Origin of the sequence: Mariniflexile sp. TRM1-10 (assembly GCF_003425985.1) — a bacterium.
Classification (GTDB): domain Bacteria; phylum Bacteroidota; class Bacteroidia; order Flavobacteriales; family Flavobacteriaceae; genus Mariniflexile.
In genome coordinates this window covers 796,224-814,468 of the sequence record NZ_CP022985.1, presented here as the reverse complement: position 1 = coordinate 814,468, position 18,245 = coordinate 796,224, and the positions used below count along the sequence as shown (strand labels likewise).

The following is an 18,245-nucleotide window of genomic DNA, read 5'->3' as shown; positions in this document are numbered from 1 at the left end:
AGATTTCTTTGGTATTATATGATATTTACTTCGGCTTCTATATAAACATCAAAAAGACGCTTAATTGTTTCTTGTATTAAAATTGAAAGGTTTAAAATATCTGAACCCTTAGCCTTCCCGTAATTTACAAGTACTAAAGCTTGGTTTTTATGAACGCCATAGTTACCAAAACGTTTGCCTTTAAAGCCTGCTTTTTCAATAAGCCAACCCGCAGGAATTTTTACTTCAGTGTTCGAAACCGGGTAACTAGGCATATCTGCAAAATTTTGAAGTAATTTGTTGTAATGCGTTATAGGTACAACCGGGTTTTTAAAGAAACTGCCACTATTTCCAATAATTTTCGGATTTGGTAATTTGCTTTCACGAATGGAAATTACAGCTTTTGAAATATCTTGAATGGTTGGATTCTTAATGTGCATAGCTTCCAATTCGGAGGCAATAGTACCATAATTTATATGAAGTTGGTGGTTTTGTTTGGTTAGTTTGAATGTAACGCTGGTAACTATGTATTTGCCTTTTGCTTCATTTTTGAAGATGGAGTTTCTATAATCGAAATGACAATCTTGTTTTTTAAAGGTTTCTATAGCATGTTTTTCTATGGAAATGGCATCGCAAGACTCGAACGTATCTTTAATTTCCACACCATAAGCACCAATATTTTGAATAGGTGTTGTGCCAACATTACCTGGAATTAACGCTAAGTTTTCAATACCTCCAAAATCATTATTAATACACCAAAGTACAAACTCATGCCAATTTTCACCCGCATTTGCTTTTACAAATACAAAATCGGAATCTTCAAAAACTATTTCAATTCCCTTAAGATTAATATGGATAACAAGTCCTTCAAAATCCTTGGTAAGCAACATATTACTACCACCGCCTAAAACAAGTTTATTTCGATAATCTTTTAAGGATAGAATGTGTTTTAATTCTTCAATAGTAGAAACCGATACAAAATAGTTAGCAGAAACATCAATACCAAAGGTATTAAAAGGCTTTAGAGATATGTTTTGTTGAATTTGCACTAATCTTTATAAACTTTAAGAGCTTCTTTTAAAATATGTACGGCTTTTATTAAGCTTTCTTTTTTGAGTACGTACGCTATACGTACTTGGTTTAATCCCAAACCAGGTGTGGAGTAAAACCCGCCAGCAGGGGCAACCATTACGGTTTCACCATTAATATCAAAATGTTCCAAAAGCCACTGCGCAAAATCGTCCGAGTTTTTTATGGGCAATTCTACAATGCAATAAAAGGCACCTTTTGGTTTTGCTACTTTTACACCATCAATTTTTAGTAATTCTTTAATAAGGGTGTCGCGTCTATCAACATATTCAGCAATAACATCATCAAAATAACTTTGAGGCGTATCTAAAGCAGCTTCACTAGCAATTTGTGCGTAGGTTGGCGGACTTAAACGTGCCTGTGCAAATTTTAAAACGGTTTTTAAAACGGTTTTATTTTTAGAAACCAAACAGCCAACACGCGCACCGCACATGCTGTATCGTTTTGATACCGAGTCAATCACTACGGCATGTTCTTCCAGTCCATCTACTTGCATAATAGAGTAGTGGGTGTTGCCATCGTAAACAAACTCGCGATACACTTCGTCGGCAACTAAAAATAAATCGTGCTTAATTGCCAAAGCAGCCAGTTTTTCTATTTCTTCTTTCGAATATAAATAACCCGTTGGATTTCCTGGGTTACAAATTAAAATAGCCTTGGTTTTTGGTGTAATTAGTTTTTCGAAAGTTTCGATGGAAGGTAATGCGAAATTATCTTCAATACTACAAATAGCTGGTACAACGTTAACGCCCGATGAGGTTGAAAACGCAATGTAATTAGCATAAAAAGGCTCAGAAATAATAACTTCATCTCCCGGATCCATGATGCTGCTAAACAAAAATAATAAACCTTCACTAGCGCCAGTGGTTACTATAATATCTTCATGAGATACTTTAATATCATATTTATTATAATAAGCAGCTAATTTTTTCCTGTAAGTATCAGAACCTTCAGATCTCGAATATGAAAGTATCTCTACATCATTTTCTCTAACCGCATTTAAGGCGACTTCGGGTGTTTTTATATCAGGTTGTCCTATGTTTAAATAGTAAATAGCCTTTCCATTCTTAGTGGCTTGTTCTGCATAAGGAACTAGTTTACGTATAGGTGATTCGGGCATTAAAAGCCCTTTTCTAGATATAGTTGGCATTTTTATTAATTATGAGGCGCAAAGTTGAGAAAATTATCTTAAAGTTTTTTTAAAAAGTGAGCTAAAAATAAATTAGATGTCATAAAGATTTGTAAATTGAATGAATCTAACCAGTGATTATTTTCTATGAAAAGGTTTGTGATTTTTATATGGGTTGTTTTTTTGTTGAATAACCTTGGTTTTTCACAGGGGAAATTTACTATTCAAAATAAACACAGATCAGATAAGGTAAAGTTTAAACTTATAAATAATTTAATCATTATTCCTGTAGAAATTAATGGTGTTACACTTTCTTTTTTATTGGATACAGGTGTGAGTAAGGCCATTATTTTTAATTTTTTAAACGTTTCTGATACTTTAAAAATTAAAAACACCGAAACTATTTTTTTAAGAGGCTTGGGTGAAGGGGAATTGGTTGAAGCATTAAAATCTGATGATAATGTTATTAAAATAGGTGATGCTATAAATCTAAAACAGGAGTTATATGCCATATTTGAGGCTAATTTAGATTTAGCTCCCAAACTAGGGTTTCCCGTTCATGGTATTATAGGTAATGATGTTTTTAGAGATCTTATAGTTGAGGTAAACTATTCAAGGAAATATTTAAAGTTAACCGAGCCTGAAGCCTATCGGTATAAAAAATGTAGAAAGTGCGAGACTTTTAATTTAGAATTCTACAACAGCAAACCATATATAAATGTAGAAGTTACCATTGACAATAAAAAAATACCAGTGAAGCTTTTAATAGATTCAGGAGGAAGCGATGCGTTATGGTTGTTTGAAAACGATTCATTAGGTATTAAATCAAGCGATGCTTTTTTTAATGATTTTTTGGGACATGGGTTAAGCGGAAGCGTGTATGGAAAGCGTACTAAAATTGATGCGTTATCATTAAAGAGTTTTGTTTTAGAAAATGCCAACGTTGCCTATCCTGATAGTGCATCAATTTCATTTGCAAGAAAATTTAAGAGCCGAAATGGAAGTTTGGCAGGGAATGCTTTGAAGCGATTTAATATTATTTTCGACTATCAAAGAGCACTCATTACACTTAAAAAAAATGCTTTATTTAAAGAAAAATTCAATTACAATAAGAGTGGTATTGAGCTGGCACACGACGGTGTGAGGCTGGTTAAAGAAATAGACGATAGGATTTTAAAAGAAAGATCGGGGATAATGGGGAGTGATGATGCCAGAAATAACACTAAAATTGTTTTTGATACTCAGTATAAAGTGTCGTTAAAACCAGCATATACTATTGTAGAATTACGCGATGGTTCTCCCGCTAAAAAAGCAGGTTTACTTATTGGGGATGTTGTTTTAAGAATAAATAATAAACCAACACATCAGTTTTCGTTGCAGGATGTTATGCACAAGTTTTATGATGATGCTGGGAAACACATAAAGCTAAAAGTAGATAGGAAAGGAAAAGAAATGAACTTTAGCTTTAACTTAGAAAACCCATTTTAAATGAAAAAGTCCCTAAGTAAACACTTAGGGACTTTTTATAAATTGTATTTTATTTTTTTATTGCTGTACAACACTTTTCTCTGTTTTTTCAAGTACACTACCACTTTTAGTGTCTACAACTTCACCTTTAATTTTTAAGGCAACAGTTGGTGTATCTGCATTAGAGATAACCGTAATTGTTTTTCTTATAGGATTAACTCTATTGGTGTCATACTTTACCTCAATTTCTCCAGTTTTCCCAGGTAAAATAGGAGCATCGGGTTTTTTAGGAATAGTACAGCCACAACTAGAAGTCACATTGGATATTATTAAAGGCGCATTACCTGTATTCGTAAATTCGAAAACACGCACCCCATTAGAACCTTTTTCAATAGTTCCGTAATCTATAGTGTCCGATTTAAACTCGATTTTAGCTACCTTTTCTTGTGCATTAATAGCTAAACTTACTAATCCGATAAATAAAACTGTAAATAATTTTTTCATTGTTATTGTATTTGCTTTGTTGTTTTGCTTCTTTTAGATGTTGATGACTCAGTCATTTAAGCCATAATAACAGTCTTTTTTGCATTAAAATTCACTCCAAACATACTTATTTTTTCTATAAACAGCAAAAATAATAGGTCAAAGTACTGGTTTTTTTTGCAAACGTATTGGTTAAAAGTACATATAACTTTTCTATTATAATTATTAAAAATTGTTAAAATAATACAGGGTTGTTTTTATCAACCTGTATTTATCTTTTATACAAAAAGAAATATAAGTACTTTTGCGAATTATTATTCAAAAACTATTCCAAAGTATGCAAATGCCTTCAAAATATGATGCAAGTCAGGTAGAAACTAAGTGGTATAACTACTGGATGAAACATAATTACTTTCATTCAGAACCAGACGAAAGGGAGCCATATACCATTGTAATTCCGCCGCCAAATGTCACTGGCGTACTGCACATGGGGCATATGCTTAATAATACGATTCAAGATGTATTGATTCGTCGTGCTCGTTTGCAAGGTAAAAATGCCTGTTGGGTCCCTGGTACAGATCATGCATCTATTGCTACCGAAGCCAAAGTAGTTGCTAAACTAAAGGAACAAGGCATTGATAAAAATAATTTATCTCGTGAAGAATTTTTAAAGCATGCATGGGATTGGACGCACGAATATGGTGGCGTCATTCTAGAGCAACTCAAAAAATTAGGATGTTCATGTGATTGGGATAGAACCAAATTCACTATGGATGACGATATGAGTGAAGCGGTTATCAAAGTGTTTGTTGATTTGTTTAACAAAGGACTGATTTATAGAGGATACCGTATGGTTAATTGGGATCCTGAGGCAAAAACAACACTTTCTGATGAAGAAGTTATATACGAAGAACGTCAAGGCAATTTATATTATTTAAAATATAAAATCCTCACCGAAGATGGTTCTCCGCCTTCAGAAGGGCAAGGGGAGGACTATTTAACGATCGCTACAACACGCCCAGAAACCATTTTTGGAGATACTGCTATTTGTATCAATCCGAATGATGAGCGTTTTAAACATTTAAAAGGTAAAAAGGCCATAGTGCCTATTTGCAATCGTGTCATTCCGATTATTGAAGATGACTATGTAGATATGGAGTTCGGTACAGGCTGTTTAAAAGTAACACCGGCACATGATGAAAACGATAAAAGCTTAGGAGATAAACACAATCTTGAAGTTATTGATATTTTTAATGATGATGCGTCTCTTAACAGTTTTGGTTTGCATTATCAAGGAAAAGACCGCTTTGTCGTTAGAAAAGAGATTACCAAAGAATTGGAAGACAAAGGGTTTTTGGTTAAAACCGAAAGCCACCTTAATAAAGTAGGAACCTCAGAAAGAACCAAAGCCGTTATAGAACCCCGATTATCAGATCAGTGGTTTTTGAAAATGGAAGATTTGGTAAAACCTGCCATTGAAGCTGTTTTAGGTGAAAACGCTGAAATTAAACTATTCCCTAAGAAATTTGAAAACACTTACCGCCATTGGATGGAGAATATTCGCGATTGGAATATTTCCCGTCAGTTACTTTGGGGACAACAAATTCCAGCCTATTATTATGGCGACGGCAAAGACCATTTTGTAGTTGCTGAAACTATAGAGGAAGCTTTAAAATTAGCAAAACAAAAAACCAACAACCAACAACTAACAACCAGCAACCTAACTCAAGATACGGATGCTTTAGACACCTGGTTCTCATCTTGGTTATGGCCCATGAGTGTGTTTGATGGTATTAGAAATCCAGAAAATAAAGACATAAAATATTACTATCCAACCAACGATTTAGTGACTGGTCCCGATATTTTATTCTTTTGGGTTGCCCGTATGATTATTGCTGGCTACGAATATAAAGGCGAAAAACCTTTTGAAAACGTCTATTTAACAGGGTTGGTTCGTGATAAACAAGGGAGAAAAATGTCAAAGCAATTAGGCAATTCTCCTGATGCTTTAAAGTTGATTGACGATTACGGCGCCGATGGTGTTCGCGTAGGGTTGTTGTTGAGTTCAGCTGCAGGTAACGATTTGATGTTTGATGAATCACTTTGCCAACAAGGTAAAGGTTTTGGAAATAAAGTATGGAACGCTTACCGCTTGGTTGATGGTTGGGAGATTGATGGTACCATTCCGCAACCAAATTCCAGCAAGATAGCGATAGATTGGTACGAATCTAAATTCCAAAAAGCTTTATTGGAAATAGAAGATCATTTTAGTAAATACCGATTAAGCGATGCATTAATGACTATTTACAAGCTGATTTTTGATGATTTTTGTGGTTGGTTTTTAGAAATGATAAAACCGGAATATCAAAAACCAATAGATGCCAAAACATTTAAAAGTGCCATTGCCATTTTTGAAAACAACTTAAAAATAATGCATCCATTTATGCCCTTTTTAACCGAAGACATTTGGCATTATATCGCAGAAAGAACGCCTGAAGAAGCTTTGATTATTTCAAAATGGCCAGACCCAAAATCGATAAATGAAGCATTAATTACCGAATTTGAATTTGCTTCGGAAGTGATTTCAGGCATTAGGAATATAAGAGCCCAGAAAAATATAGCCTTTAAAGATGCCATTGCTTTTTCAGTTATTAATAATGAAAAAGCCCATACAACCTTTGATGAGGTGATTATTAAACTCGGAAATCTGGAAGGTATAAATTATGTTTCTGAAACTGTAGATGGTGCCTTAACGTTCAGGGTAAAATCCAATGAGTATTTTGTGCCTATGGCAGGTTCTGTAAATGTGGAAGAGGAAATTAAAAAACTAACGGAAGAGTTAAATTATACGGAAGGCTTTTTAAAATCGGTGCAAAAGAAACTCTCAAACGAACGTTTTGTAGCTGGTGCACCGGAACAGGTTATTGCCAATGAACGTAAAAAAGAAGCTGATGCCTTGGCTAAACTGGAAACTTTAAAAGCTAGTTTGGCTAGTTTGGGTTAGGAGTTTTTTTCGAAAGGTTCGTTTAACGTGTTTACGTAAAATATTTATCTTTTTATAAACCTTCCCTACTTATTGAAATCTTACTTTCTCCGAAACACATTCGCAATATTTTTGCCAATTTCATCCAGTTTTTCTAAGGGTTCAAGTAAAGATGGATTGTTAAATTCGATGGTTTCATTAACGGTGAGATCTTTCATAATGGGATAAACCAAAATGAAATTATTCGATTTAAAATAACGGGTTAAGTAAATGGAAATATTTTTTATGTTTTTATGATAAGAAGGTTCGTCTTTTCTGGTTAAAATAAAAATTAAATTATCGTCTAACTTAATATTACCAGACATTGCCTTGGCGTTATTCCAATTATTAAAAGTTACAAAATCGGCATCAATAGGGTGTTCCTCATGAATATTCTGAATCACTTTTATGGTTTGTTCGGTGCCATAAAAAATAAGTTTAGCACCCGTATTGTAAGAGATGTTCCAGATTTTAAGCAGCCAAAAAGGAAAACCAACTTCGTTTTCTACATGATTTGGCATAATAACAATATGCCTTTTTATAGTGGCGATGGGTTGTGACGCCTTGTAAATAAAACTGGTGGCGTTGCATTTTGATAAAACGCCTTCGGTTAATTCGCCTAAAAACGATTCGGAGATATTTGTTTTAACGTGCAAACCTAATACTAAATCGGTTGCCTTTTTTTCTTTAGCAACGTTTAAAATACCATTCATGATATTCAAATCGTAGCGCAGCAATTTGTTGAGTTTAATATCGGTAGAAGCGCCTATTTTTAGGGCCTTGTCCAATAGTTTAACAGCACTTGTTTCAGCGTTTAAATCGTTAGTGTCGTTATTGATGACATGTAATGCAAACAGGGCGTTTTTATTTTCTTTGGATTTTATAATGGTGCTCAAACCAATTAATTCTTCAGCCGTTTCGGCATTGTTAATGGCAATGAGTATTTTTTCCTCATTTTCCACATTTTTTTTGTCTTTTGCGGTAGATTGAAATAACGATAGGTTTCTTGCTCCTTTTTGAACCACGAAAGTTGAAATGGTACAGGTTACCAAAATCATGATAATGGTACCGTTTAGAATGCTTTCCCCTAATAGCCTTATAGGCTCTCCGGTGGCGGTTTCGCCAATAATAATATTGTAACCTACCGAAACTGTTGCCAATGTAACGGCAGCATGTGCAATACTCAAACCAAAAATAATATGGCGCTCATCTTTCGAAAATTTAAACGATTTTTGTGTTGCCCAAGCTGCAATGAACTTTGCTAATGTCACTGCAATTGTCATAACCAAAGCGACTAAGATGGTTTCAAAATCCGTAAAAAATGCGCGATAATCTATCAACATACCCACACCTATTAAGAAAAAAGGAATAAAAATGGCGTTACCAACAAACTCAATGCGGTTCATTAATGGGGATGTGGAAGGAATTAACCTGTTAAGTGCAAAACCCGAAAGCAGGGCACCGATAATGGCTTCGATACCTGCAGCTTCAGCTAAAAAAGCTCCTAGAAAAAGAATGACTAAAACAAAAATGTATTGTGAAATATTGTCTTGAAAGCGCTTTAAAAACCATCTTCCCAAAATTGGAAAACCGTATAAAACGATAATTCCAAAAATAATGACGGATATAATAAGGCGAATCCAGAATTCAGTATTTACAGTATCTTTGGTCATGCCAACAATAATCGCCAATACTAAAAGTGCCAGGGTGTCAGTTATCATGGTGCCACCTACAACAAGATTTACTGCCCGGTTTTTTGCAATGCCGAATTTACCTAAAATGGGGTAGGCAATAAGGGTGTGTGAAGCGAACATACTGGCAAGTAAAACCGATGTGAGTACGGAAAATTTCAGTATAAAAATACCCACTAAAATTCCGAAAGCCATGGGGATTGAAAACGTAAACAATCCAAACAAAAGGCTTTTGAATTTGTTTTTTTTGAATTCGTTCATGTCTATTTCCAAACCCGCTAAAAACATGATATAGAGTAAGCCTGCAGTGCCGGAAAGAATAATGCTGCTATCACGCAGTAATAAATTATAACCGTTAGGACCAATAACAGCACCTGCTACAATAAGTCCTAAAATATGTGGGATTCTAAATTTATTAAGAATGATTGGGGCTAGTAAAATGATGATTAAAATGACAAGAAACTTCAATACTGGATTGGTAAACGGAAGTGAGGTGTCTAAAATGTTTAATAGTAGCATAGCCCTGATAATTTTCAACCAAATATATGAAATCGCCATGATTTGGAAACAGAAACACCAATAAAGAAAAAGCGATACCATATGAAATGGTTTGTTCCGTTTTTCAAAATAAAATGGCTACCGATTTATTTAAAAAAAGGTATTAAAAATGAACTCTGAAACTAATATTCGGGGTAATGCCCAATGAATGATTTTCAACTTTAGTAACCAAATTTTCATCATCTAAAGTGTAGTAGCTGTTTAGAATATTCTTTTCGTTTGAAATATTCCAAACAGAAACTCCTACCGTTGCTTTAGAAGTATTGGAAATATTGAATTGATAAGTAGCAGAACAATCGGTACGTAAGTAGTCTTTTAAATTGGAACTATTGGGATTTTCATAGGTTATCACATCATCGTTGGGGTCATCGTTTTCACTCGGTGTTGTGGTTGGCTTTCCCGAATGCCAATTTAAGCCTAAAGCAAATTTGAAGCTGTTGTAAGTGTAAGTGCCTCCTAATGTAACGGCATGTCTTATATCGGTATTGTTAGGAAAGGCTTTGCCATTATTTAAAGTGTCAAACGTATAATTATTGGTGTTGTACGAATAAGAAACCCAAGTACTAACCATATCGCTAAATTGTTTATTCAATAAAAAGTCTATGCCTTTAATTTCGTAACTGCCAATACTGTTTACAAACTGATATTGGTTTTGGAACCCTTGGCTCCGTGTAGTAATGCCATCTACTTTTTTTATATAAGTTTCTGCACTTATGAGTAATTTGTTTTTGTTGAAATGAATGCCTGCCGATAGTTGTTTGCTTTTTAAAATGGGAACAGGGTAAATAGTTCTACCATCATCGTCAATTAAAATATCTTCATTGTTATTTGCCAAAACCCATCGGCGTTTTTCAATACCTAAAAAATCATTTTGCAAATCGATGATTTGGGTTGTGGTTTGACTTTTGAATTCACCTAAAATTTCCAACCTAAAATTATTTAGAAATCGCTGACTGAAACTTAATCGTGGTTCGGCAAAAAACAAGTGGAATTTTTGAATATAGTTTAATCGCGCGCCCATTTTTAGGTTCGTTTTGGCATTGTTTGATAGCAGCCCCGTTTCGGCATAAACCGCATGGCTGCGAATAACTTCTTTTATATAACTTCTAAAAACAGGGTTGTTAACATCTTCTAAGTTGCTAATGCCAACTTCAGTAAATTGGTACCCGCCGTTTATTTTTAATTTAAGGTTTGGTACGTAATTAATATCTATTTTGGCAGCACCATCATACACTTCGTTTTCTTGAATTAATCGAAGGTTGTTGGTAATGTCGTGGTTTGTGGCATCTAAATCGTAATTCGATATATAGAATTGCGAAGTTGAAGAAAGCGATTTATTCCAATTTCTGGTATAAGTAATTCCGGAGGCCATATTTTGTTGCGATAATTTACTATTAAACGCTTCATTTCTATCATTTATAGAAGATTGCTCGTCGTAATTTAAATAATTGTTTACGTTTAAAAAATGAATTCTAATTTTGTCTTTATCAGTGATGTTGTATAAAAATTTCATGTTAACATCATAAAAATAGAATTGTTCGTTTTTTGAAATTGAATTTTTATTGGTTTTGGTTAAATCGGAATCTTGAAAAATACGTTTAAAATATTGGTCGTAAGTAGGGGTTAAAATTAAATCGGTCACCGAGCGACGCGACGCTAGTTGTAATTCTGTTTTTTTTGAAAGCGGAATTTTAGCAAAACCATCGGCATTTATTAAATTAAAACCCAAACCAGCTTTAAATTGGTTATCAATACTATTGGGTAATTCCATGTCTATAACACTCGAAATCCCATCGCCATATTTAGCGCTTGTGCCATTTTTGTAAATATTAATATGTTTTGTGGTGTAAGGGTTAAAGGCCGAAATAAGCCCAAAAAAATGTCCCGATTGGTACATTTTTATGCCATCCCAAAGCAGCAGGTTCTGGTCGTGGGTACCACCACGCACATTAATGTTTGAAACGGTTTCGTCTGTGCTTAAAACGCCCGGTAAAGCTTGTATGGTTTGTAAAACGTCGGGTTCAATCAACCCTGGAAGAATGCCAAATGTTTCGGGTTTTATAACAATGGAACCGTCGTTTAATTTTGTAATACCGGTGGTGAGATAGTTGTTAATAGTAACTTCTTTTAAACGCTGCATTTTGAAGCCGCTGGGTTGGTTTTCGGTTTTGTTTTTAATAACAACAAATCGGTTGTCCAACAATTCAAAATCTAATAAAGTTTCGGCTTTAAGTAATTCTAAAACGTCTTCTAAGTTTAAATTGGAGTTGGGTAGTAGTGCTTTTTTTTCCTTAATGGTGTCATCTATATAAGAAAAACGAATGCTATATTTTTCTTCAAGAATTTTTAAAATGGCAATAAGCGGTTGCTTTTCTTTTTGAACGGTTTGCGCTTTTAGGGTGGCAACATTCAAAAAAAACAATGATAAAAAAATAGAAAGGAGTCCTTTTCTACTCACGCTTTAATGTTATGGTACGGTTTGTTTTACTATAGGTTACGTGTAAAGGTAATGTAATTGCCTTTAAAGCAACTTCCAGATTATTGTGCGCAAAACTACCTGTAAATAGCTGATTGGAATCGATGTTTAAAAGTGTAATATTTACATCGTACTGTCTTTCAAACTCGGCTATCACTTCTTTGTAAGGTAAGCTTTTAAAGGTGCTTTCGTTATTTACCCACGAAGGTGTGGAGCGGTTTTCTTTTTCTTTAGCAATTTGTTTCCCATCAATAATTAAAAAACTGTCGCCAGGTTTTAATTTTGTTTCTTGAGAATTGTAAGTAACGCCCACTAAACCTTCGTAGCAAATAACCTCAAAATAATGCGCTCGTTGTTTCACATTAAATTGAGTACCATAAACCGTAACGGTTCCTGATTTTGTTATAACATTAAACGAAGACCCTTTGGCAACTTTAAAGAAAGCTTCGCCTTCAAGGGTTACTTCGCGTTCGTTTTTCCATGAATTCTTATTGAATACTAAGAGGGATTTTGCATTTAAATTAACACTGGAGTTATCTGGTAGTTCTACCAATGTTTTTTGCGCAAATTGTGTAGTAACGGTAGTATCTAAAGTTGTAGTGTAATAGTATATGCTAAAACAAATAGCAAGAACAGCTGCAACATACACCAATGGTTTTACCCAATGTGTTGATGGTTTTTTTGAGGTTTTAATGGCTTTTAATACGGTTTCTAATTCAGCAGACGTATTGTAATCTTCAGCTTTAAAAGCTTGTATACCATGATCTAACTTAACTAAATCATTATAGTCTTCAAGCATTTTGAACGCTTCAAGTTCCTGATCGTTTAGATCGTTATTTAACCATTTCGATATTAATTCTTCTCTGTTCATCATTTCGATATTCAATTATATAACAGTTAACTTTTATTTTTTCCTACCCTGTTTTTAAAAAAGTTTCAAAGCATCAGAGTTTCAGAGTTTCAAAGTTTAGTTTTTTTACCAACAACCAACAACCAACAACCAACAACCAACAACCAACAACCAACAACCAGCTACAGCTCCTTAATATCTTTCCTCAACTTCTCCAACGCTCCATAAATCCGCTTTTCAACTGCTTTGGTAGAAATTTCCAATAGTTCAGCAATTTCTTTAAAGCGTTTGCCTTCAACCCGGTTCATCATAAACGCTTCACGTTGGGCATCGGTTAAATTTGAAAGTGCTTTTTGAAGTTTGTCCATATATTCGGTTTCCTGCATTAGAAATTCAGGAGTTTCGTTGGTATATGTTTTTGGTTTGATCTGTTGGTGTTTTAATACCACCTTTTGGTGCGCTGTTTCATTCAGCATTAAATTATTGGCAGTGGTAAATACAAAACTTTTAGCTTTGTCTGGACTTACCTTGGCGCAATTTTCCCAAAGTTTAATAAAAGCTTCTTGTACTTTGTCTTTTGGGTTTAGTAAATCGCCATATTTGTAATATAAAAAGTTATGTAAATCTTTAGCGTATTTATTAAATATTGAAGAAAATAAGCGCTCTTCGCAAATATTTTCATGTAGTTGTTTAGTCATTTTAGTTGTTGATTGTGCCACTAAAATAGGATTTTTGGAATTTGGAACTTAGAATTTGGAATTTTTTTTTAGGGAAGAGGGTAGGAATTTTTAAAGTTAGCCTGTTTTATAATCAAAAAGCTATGTTGAACCCAAAATCAAGAATCATGAAAACTAAATTAAGAACATTATTACTACTACCTTTTTTTGCCCTTTTATTGTTTACGTCTTGTCAAGATGAAGTCATTGAAGTCACACCACCTACCGAAACCGAAGCGCTTGTGGCAACATCTGAATTGACAAGTATGATAAGTGCCACGTCTAAAATGGACGGATCTTCCGATAATATTATAGACAGGGCAAGTTGTTTGTCTGTTAAATTGCCTGTTACTGTTAAAGCGAATGGGATAGAACTAATTATAGATTCTAAAGAAGACTATAAAACCATTGAGGCTATTTACAATAAATTTGAGGATGACGTTGACAAGTTAGAAATTATATTTCCCATCACCATCACACTAGCAAATCATGATGAAGTTGTGATTGAAAACCATGATGCTTTAGAAAACTTAATTAAAGCATGTCATGGTGAAAACGAAGAAGATGATGATATTGAATGCATCGATTTTCAGTATCCTATATCATTTTCAATTTATAATACAGACTTTCAGGTTATTAATGTGGTGACTATTGAAAGCGATAGACAATTATACAGGTTTATAGAACGTGTAAGAAATGAAAATGGATTGTTAGCTAGTCTTAATTTTCCTGTAACTATGGAATATTCAGATGGCTCTACTGTAACAGTAAATAACAACCTTGAGTTACACAACGTTATTAAAGAAGCAAAAAATGCTTGTAATGAAGACGATAACAATGATTATCATGACGATGATTTCACAAAAGAGCGTTTAGATAATTTGTTAAAAACGTGTCCTTGGGTGGTTTATGAAGTTAATAGAAACCAAAATAGTTTAACCGATACCTATCTAGAATATGTTATGGTATTTAAAGAAGACGGTGTGGTTAAAGTTCGTAAAAGAGGAGGCGATATATTAACGGGATCTTGGAGCACTCGTGCTACAGACCATGGTGTGGCTATTAAATTAGAATTCGATACCCTTGTAGATTTTTCTTTAGAATGGTTTGTGTATGAAATTGAGTACGGAAGAATCAAATTATATACAGAAGGAGGTAATAAAATCATCTTAAAGAAAAATTGCGATGTTGTTGTAGATATTACTAAAGAGCGTATAGAAAACTATTTACAAGAATGTTTTTGGAGAATAGCACGTTTAAGTATTAATGGTACTGATAATGAAAAAGATTATATAGGAACGCCATTAAAATTCTTGCCAAACAACGAAGTTAAAATTAGAATAAACGGCGAATTTGTAGCGGGTACTTATGAAATAGGTGTTAGGAACGCTGGTTTTATTTTACAGATTAACCTGGATGGACGACCAAATTTAAAACTAGAATGGTTAATTACATTTTTAGAGCCAGGTTTGATTAAACTAGAGAACGCCAACAATAAAATGGTTTTGGAAAGACACTGTTTAAGAGTTGATAGCGATGTAAACTATATTGAAGACGTTCTAGTCGTAGGTACTTGGCAAGTTACTAAATACGACGATGGTTTAGAGCATGTTCAAGATCCAACAGAGAATTTTGCTGGTTACACTATTAACTTTTTAGAAACCGGAAGAATAAAAGTAACCGACCCCAATGCTGGTATTACAGCAGGATCTTGGTTAGCGTACCGCAATAATGGCTTGTTTTTAGGCTTGCTTTTTGCAAATGAAGCACCATTTAATGAGCTAACATTTAGATGGCAAATTAAAGAGATTTCATCAAACAGAATCGAGTTAAAAGATTTAAGCTCAACAGGAGAAATTGAAAGACTATTAATACTTGAAAAGAAAAATTAATTATGCTTTTGGTAAAAAGGGAACTTAATGTTTTTGATTAGTTAGGTTAATTATTTATTATATTAGAGTTTCCTTTATAAAGGTTGTTAAGCACATGTTTTAACAACCTTTTTTTTATTTGTCTTTTTTATAGCATGTTACTTCTATTATATATATCAAATACTTAAATTTGCAGTTCTTAAAATTTCAATAAAAATTATGTTCAATAATTTAAGCGATAAATTAGATAAGGCTTTACACGTACTAAAAGGTCACGGAAGCATCACTGAGGTAAACGTAGCCGAAACATTAAAAGAAGTGCGTCGTGCCTTGTTAGATGCCGATGTTAACTTTAAAATAGCAAAAGACTTTACCGTAAGAGTTAAAGATAAAGCACTTGGTCAAAACGTATTAACAACGTTACAGCCAGGGCAGTTAATGGTTAAAATAGTAAAAGACGAATTAACCGAACTTATGGGTGGTGATGCCGAAGGTATCAACCTTTCTGGTAACCCAAGTGTTATTTTAATGTCTGGTTTACAGGGTTCTGGTAAAACAACCTTTTCTGGTAAACTTGCAAATTATCTTAAAACAAAAAAATCAAAAAAACCTTTATTGGTTGCTTGTGATGTTTACAGACCAGCAGCGATAGACCAGCTGCATGTTGTAGGCGATCAAATAGGAGTAGAGGTTTTTAGCGATAGAGGCAATACAGACCCCGTAGCTATTTCAAAAGCAGGTATTGCACATGCAAAAGCAAATGGATATAATGTAGTCATCATAGATACTGCGGGACGTTTAGCGGTAGATGAAGTGATGATGACCGAAATATCGAACATCCACAAAGCCATTCAACCACAAGAAACCTTGTTTGTTGTAGATTCTATGACAGGTCAAGATGCTGTAAACACAGCAAAGGCCTTCAACGATGTATTGAATTTTGATGGTGTTATTTTAACCAAATTAGATGGTGATACCCGCGGTGGGGCCGCTATTTCTATTAAATCGGTTGTAAATAAGCCCATCAAGTTTATCGGTACTGGTGAGAAAATGGAAGCTATTGATGTGTTTTACCCATCGCGAATGGCAGACCGAATTCTGGGAATGGGCGATGTGGTATCGTTAGTTGAACGTGCCCAAGAACAGTTTGATGAAGAGGAAGCACGTAAACTTCAAAAGAAAATTGCCAAAAACCAATTTGGGTTTGATGATTTCTTAAAGCAGATTCAGCAAATCAAAAAAATGGGAAACATGAAAGACCTTATGGGTATGATTCCTGGAGCTGGAAAAATGTTAAAAGATGTTGATATTGATGATGATGCGTTTAAAGGTATCGAAGCCATTATACATTCTATGACGCCTAAAGAACGAAGCAATCCTTCTATTATAAATTCGAGTAGAAAACAACGTATAGGTAAAGGTTCTGGTACTTCGGTGCAACAAGTCAATCAGCTTTTAAAGCAATTCGACCAAATGAGCAAAATGATGAAAATGATGCAAGGTGGTGGCGGTAAAAAAATGATGCAAATGATGAAAGGGATGCGTTAATTGGTTTGTAGTTACAGTCGCAGTCTCAGTCACAGTCTCAGTTCTAAGTAGTGAAAATTAAATTTTATGGATTTCAAAAAACTATTAGCTTATCAAAAATCTTTTGAGTTGTCTATGTTAATTTTTGAAATCTCTAAATCCTTTCCAAAGGAAGAAACATATTCTTTAACAGACCAAATAAGAAGAAGTTCTAGGTCGGTTTCTGCAAATATAGCTGAAGCGTATAGAAAAAGAATCTACCCAAAACATTTTATAAGCAAACTTACAGATGCTGATGGTGAGAATTCGGAAACGAGTACATGGTTAGATTTTGCTTTAGCATGTCATTATTTTGATGAAGAAAAACATTTGGAGTTAACCGAACTAGATATTGAAGTCGGGAAACTTATAAACTATATGATTAATAATCCAAGCAAATTCGGAGTAAATACAGGCAATGAGTAAGCAAACTGTGACTGCGACTGCTACTGAATACTATTTTTTATGATAATTTTAGACGGAAAAAAAGTAAGTAACGATATTAAAGAAGAAATTGCAGAACACGTAAGTGCCATGATTTCTAGAGGGGAAAAAGTGCCGCATCTTGCTGCTATTTTAGTAGGAACCGACGGAGCCAGTATGACTTATGTAAATGCAAAAGTAAAAGCTTGCGAAAAGATAGGTTTTAATTCTACTTTAATAGATTTGCCTGATTATACTTCAGAAGAAGCGTTGTTGTCCAAAATTAATGAGCTAAACACCAATGATGATATCGACGGTTTTATAGTTCAATTGCCATTGCCAAAGCATATTGATGAACAAAAGGTTTTAATGGCGGTGCATCCAGATAAGGATGTGGATGGGTTTCATCCTACCAACGTTGGTAAAATGGCTTTAGATTTACCTACTTTTTTACCAGCAACACCTTATGGTATTTTGGAATTATTAGAGCGTTATCAAGTTGAAACGTCTGGTAAAAATGTGGTAGTTATGGGAAGAAGCCATATTGTGGGGCGCCCAATGAGTATCTTAATGAGTCAAAAGCGTAAAGCAGGAGATGCAACAGTTACGGTAGTACATAGCCGTTCTAAAAATTTGGCTGAAATTACTAAAGCTGCCGATATTATTGTGGCCGCTATTGGTATTTCAGAGTTTTTAACAGGTGATATGGTTAAAGAAGACGTTGTGATTATTGATGTTGGAATTACCCGTGTGCCAGATGCTACAAAAACAAGTGGTTACAGACTTGCAGGTGATGTACATTTTGAAAGTGTTAGCAAAAAAGCAAGTTATATCACACCGGTTCCTGGGGGAGTTGGTCCTATGACGATCGCTATGTTGTTAAAAAATACACTATTAGCTCGCGAGAGACGTAGTTCTAATTAGG

The 18,245-nt window shown here is 34.2% G+C and carries 13 protein-coding genes; 6 read left to right on the top strand and 7 right to left on the bottom strand.

Annotated elements, in window-relative coordinates:
- Positions 1-14: 14 nt before the first annotated feature.
- Together murB and CJ739_RS03735 are read right to left on the bottom strand one after the other, a co-directional pair.
- Positions 15-1,028 carry a UDP-N-acetylmuramate dehydrogenase gene (murB, locus tag CJ739_RS03740; protein WP_117172705.1) on the bottom strand — a complete coding sequence of 338 codons (1,014 nt, stop codon included), beginning with the start codon at positions 1,026-1,028 and terminating at the stop codon, positions 15-17.
- A complete protein-coding gene (locus CJ739_RS03735) occupies positions 1,028-2,218 on the bottom strand; it encodes a pyridoxal phosphate-dependent aminotransferase (RefSeq protein WP_117172704.1) in 1,191 nt (396 codons plus the stop codon). Before CJ739_RS03735 ends, murB begins: the two co-directional genes overlap by 1 nt.
- A gap of 162 nt (positions 2,219-2,380) precedes the next feature.
- Between CJ739_RS03735 and CJ739_RS03730 the strand changes: the two genes are divergently transcribed.
- Positions 2,381-3,685: a PDZ domain-containing protein gene (locus CJ739_RS03730; protein ID WP_236951594.1), complete on the top strand. Its 1,305-nt coding sequence runs from the start codon at positions 2,381-2,383 to the stop codon at positions 3,683-3,685.
- 57 nt (positions 3,686-3,742) lie between these two features.
- Here CJ739_RS03730 and CJ739_RS03725 read toward each other — a convergent pair whose 3' ends face one another.
- Complete coding sequence (locus CJ739_RS03725) at positions 3,743-4,168, bottom strand: DUF1573 domain-containing protein (RefSeq protein WP_117172702.1); 426 nt, start codon at positions 4,166-4,168, stop codon at positions 3,743-3,745.
- Positions 4,169-4,484: 316 nt separating this feature from the next.
- On the opposite strand from CJ739_RS03725, the gene CJ739_RS03720 reads away from it, so the two are divergent.
- Positions 4,485-7,151 (top strand): valine--tRNA ligase, encoded by a 2,667-nt coding sequence (locus CJ739_RS03720; protein ID WP_117172701.1) that lies wholly within the window; start codon positions 4,485-4,487, stop codon positions 7,149-7,151.
- Positions 7,152-7,231: 80 nt separating this feature from the next.
- Here CJ739_RS03720 and CJ739_RS03715 read toward each other — a convergent pair whose 3' ends face one another.
- The 4 genes from CJ739_RS03715 to CJ739_RS03700 form a co-directional block, all read right to left on the bottom strand.
- Positions 7,232-9,379: a cation:proton antiporter gene (locus tag CJ739_RS03715; RefSeq protein ID WP_117178705.1), complete on the bottom strand. Its 2,148-nt coding sequence runs from the start codon at positions 9,377-9,379 to the stop codon at positions 7,232-7,234.
- Between the two features lie 142 nt (positions 9,380-9,521).
- Positions 9,522-11,876 (bottom strand): TonB-dependent receptor plug domain-containing protein, encoded by a 2,355-nt coding sequence (locus tag CJ739_RS03710; protein WP_236951593.1) that lies wholly within the window; start codon positions 11,874-11,876, stop codon positions 9,522-9,524.
- On the bottom strand, positions 11,869-12,768 hold the full coding sequence (locus tag CJ739_RS03705) for a FecR family protein (protein WP_236951592.1): 900 nt from the start codon (positions 12,766-12,768) through the stop codon (positions 11,869-11,871). The genes CJ739_RS03710 and CJ739_RS03705 overlap by 8 nt, the downstream gene beginning before the upstream one ends.
- A 158-nt stretch (positions 12,769-12,926) precedes the next feature.
- Positions 12,927-13,442 (bottom strand): RNA polymerase sigma factor, encoded by a 516-nt coding sequence (locus CJ739_RS03700; protein WP_117172699.1) that lies wholly within the window; start codon positions 13,440-13,442, stop codon positions 12,927-12,929.
- Between the two features lie 146 nt (positions 13,443-13,588).
- On the opposite strand from CJ739_RS03700, the gene CJ739_RS03695 reads away from it, so the two are divergent.
- The 4 genes from CJ739_RS03695 to CJ739_RS03680 all read left to right on the top strand — a co-directional run bounded on the left by CJ739_RS03695 (position 13,589) and on the right by CJ739_RS03680 (position 18,244).
- On the top strand, positions 13,589-15,352 hold the full coding sequence (locus CJ739_RS03695) for a hypothetical protein (protein ID WP_162880121.1): 1,764 nt from the start codon (positions 13,589-13,591) through the stop codon (positions 15,350-15,352).
- Between the two features lie 198 nt (positions 15,353-15,550).
- Entirely contained in the window at positions 15,551-16,879 is a 1,329-nt protein-coding gene (gene ffh / locus CJ739_RS03690) for a signal recognition particle protein (RefSeq protein WP_117172697.1), read from the top strand.
- Between the two features lie 66 nt (positions 16,880-16,945).
- Positions 16,946-17,323 carry a four helix bundle protein gene (locus CJ739_RS03685; RefSeq protein WP_117172696.1) on the top strand — a complete coding sequence of 126 codons (378 nt, stop codon included), beginning with the start codon at positions 16,946-16,948 and terminating at the stop codon, positions 17,321-17,323.
- 39 nt (positions 17,324-17,362) lie between these two features.
- On the top strand, positions 17,363-18,244 hold the full coding sequence (locus CJ739_RS03680; RefSeq protein WP_117172695.1) for a bifunctional 5,10-methylenetetrahydrofolate dehydrogenase/5,10-methenyltetrahydrofolate cyclohydrolase: 882 nt from the start codon (positions 17,363-17,365) through the stop codon (positions 18,242-18,244).
- The last annotated feature ends 1 nt before the right edge of the window (position 18,245 follow it).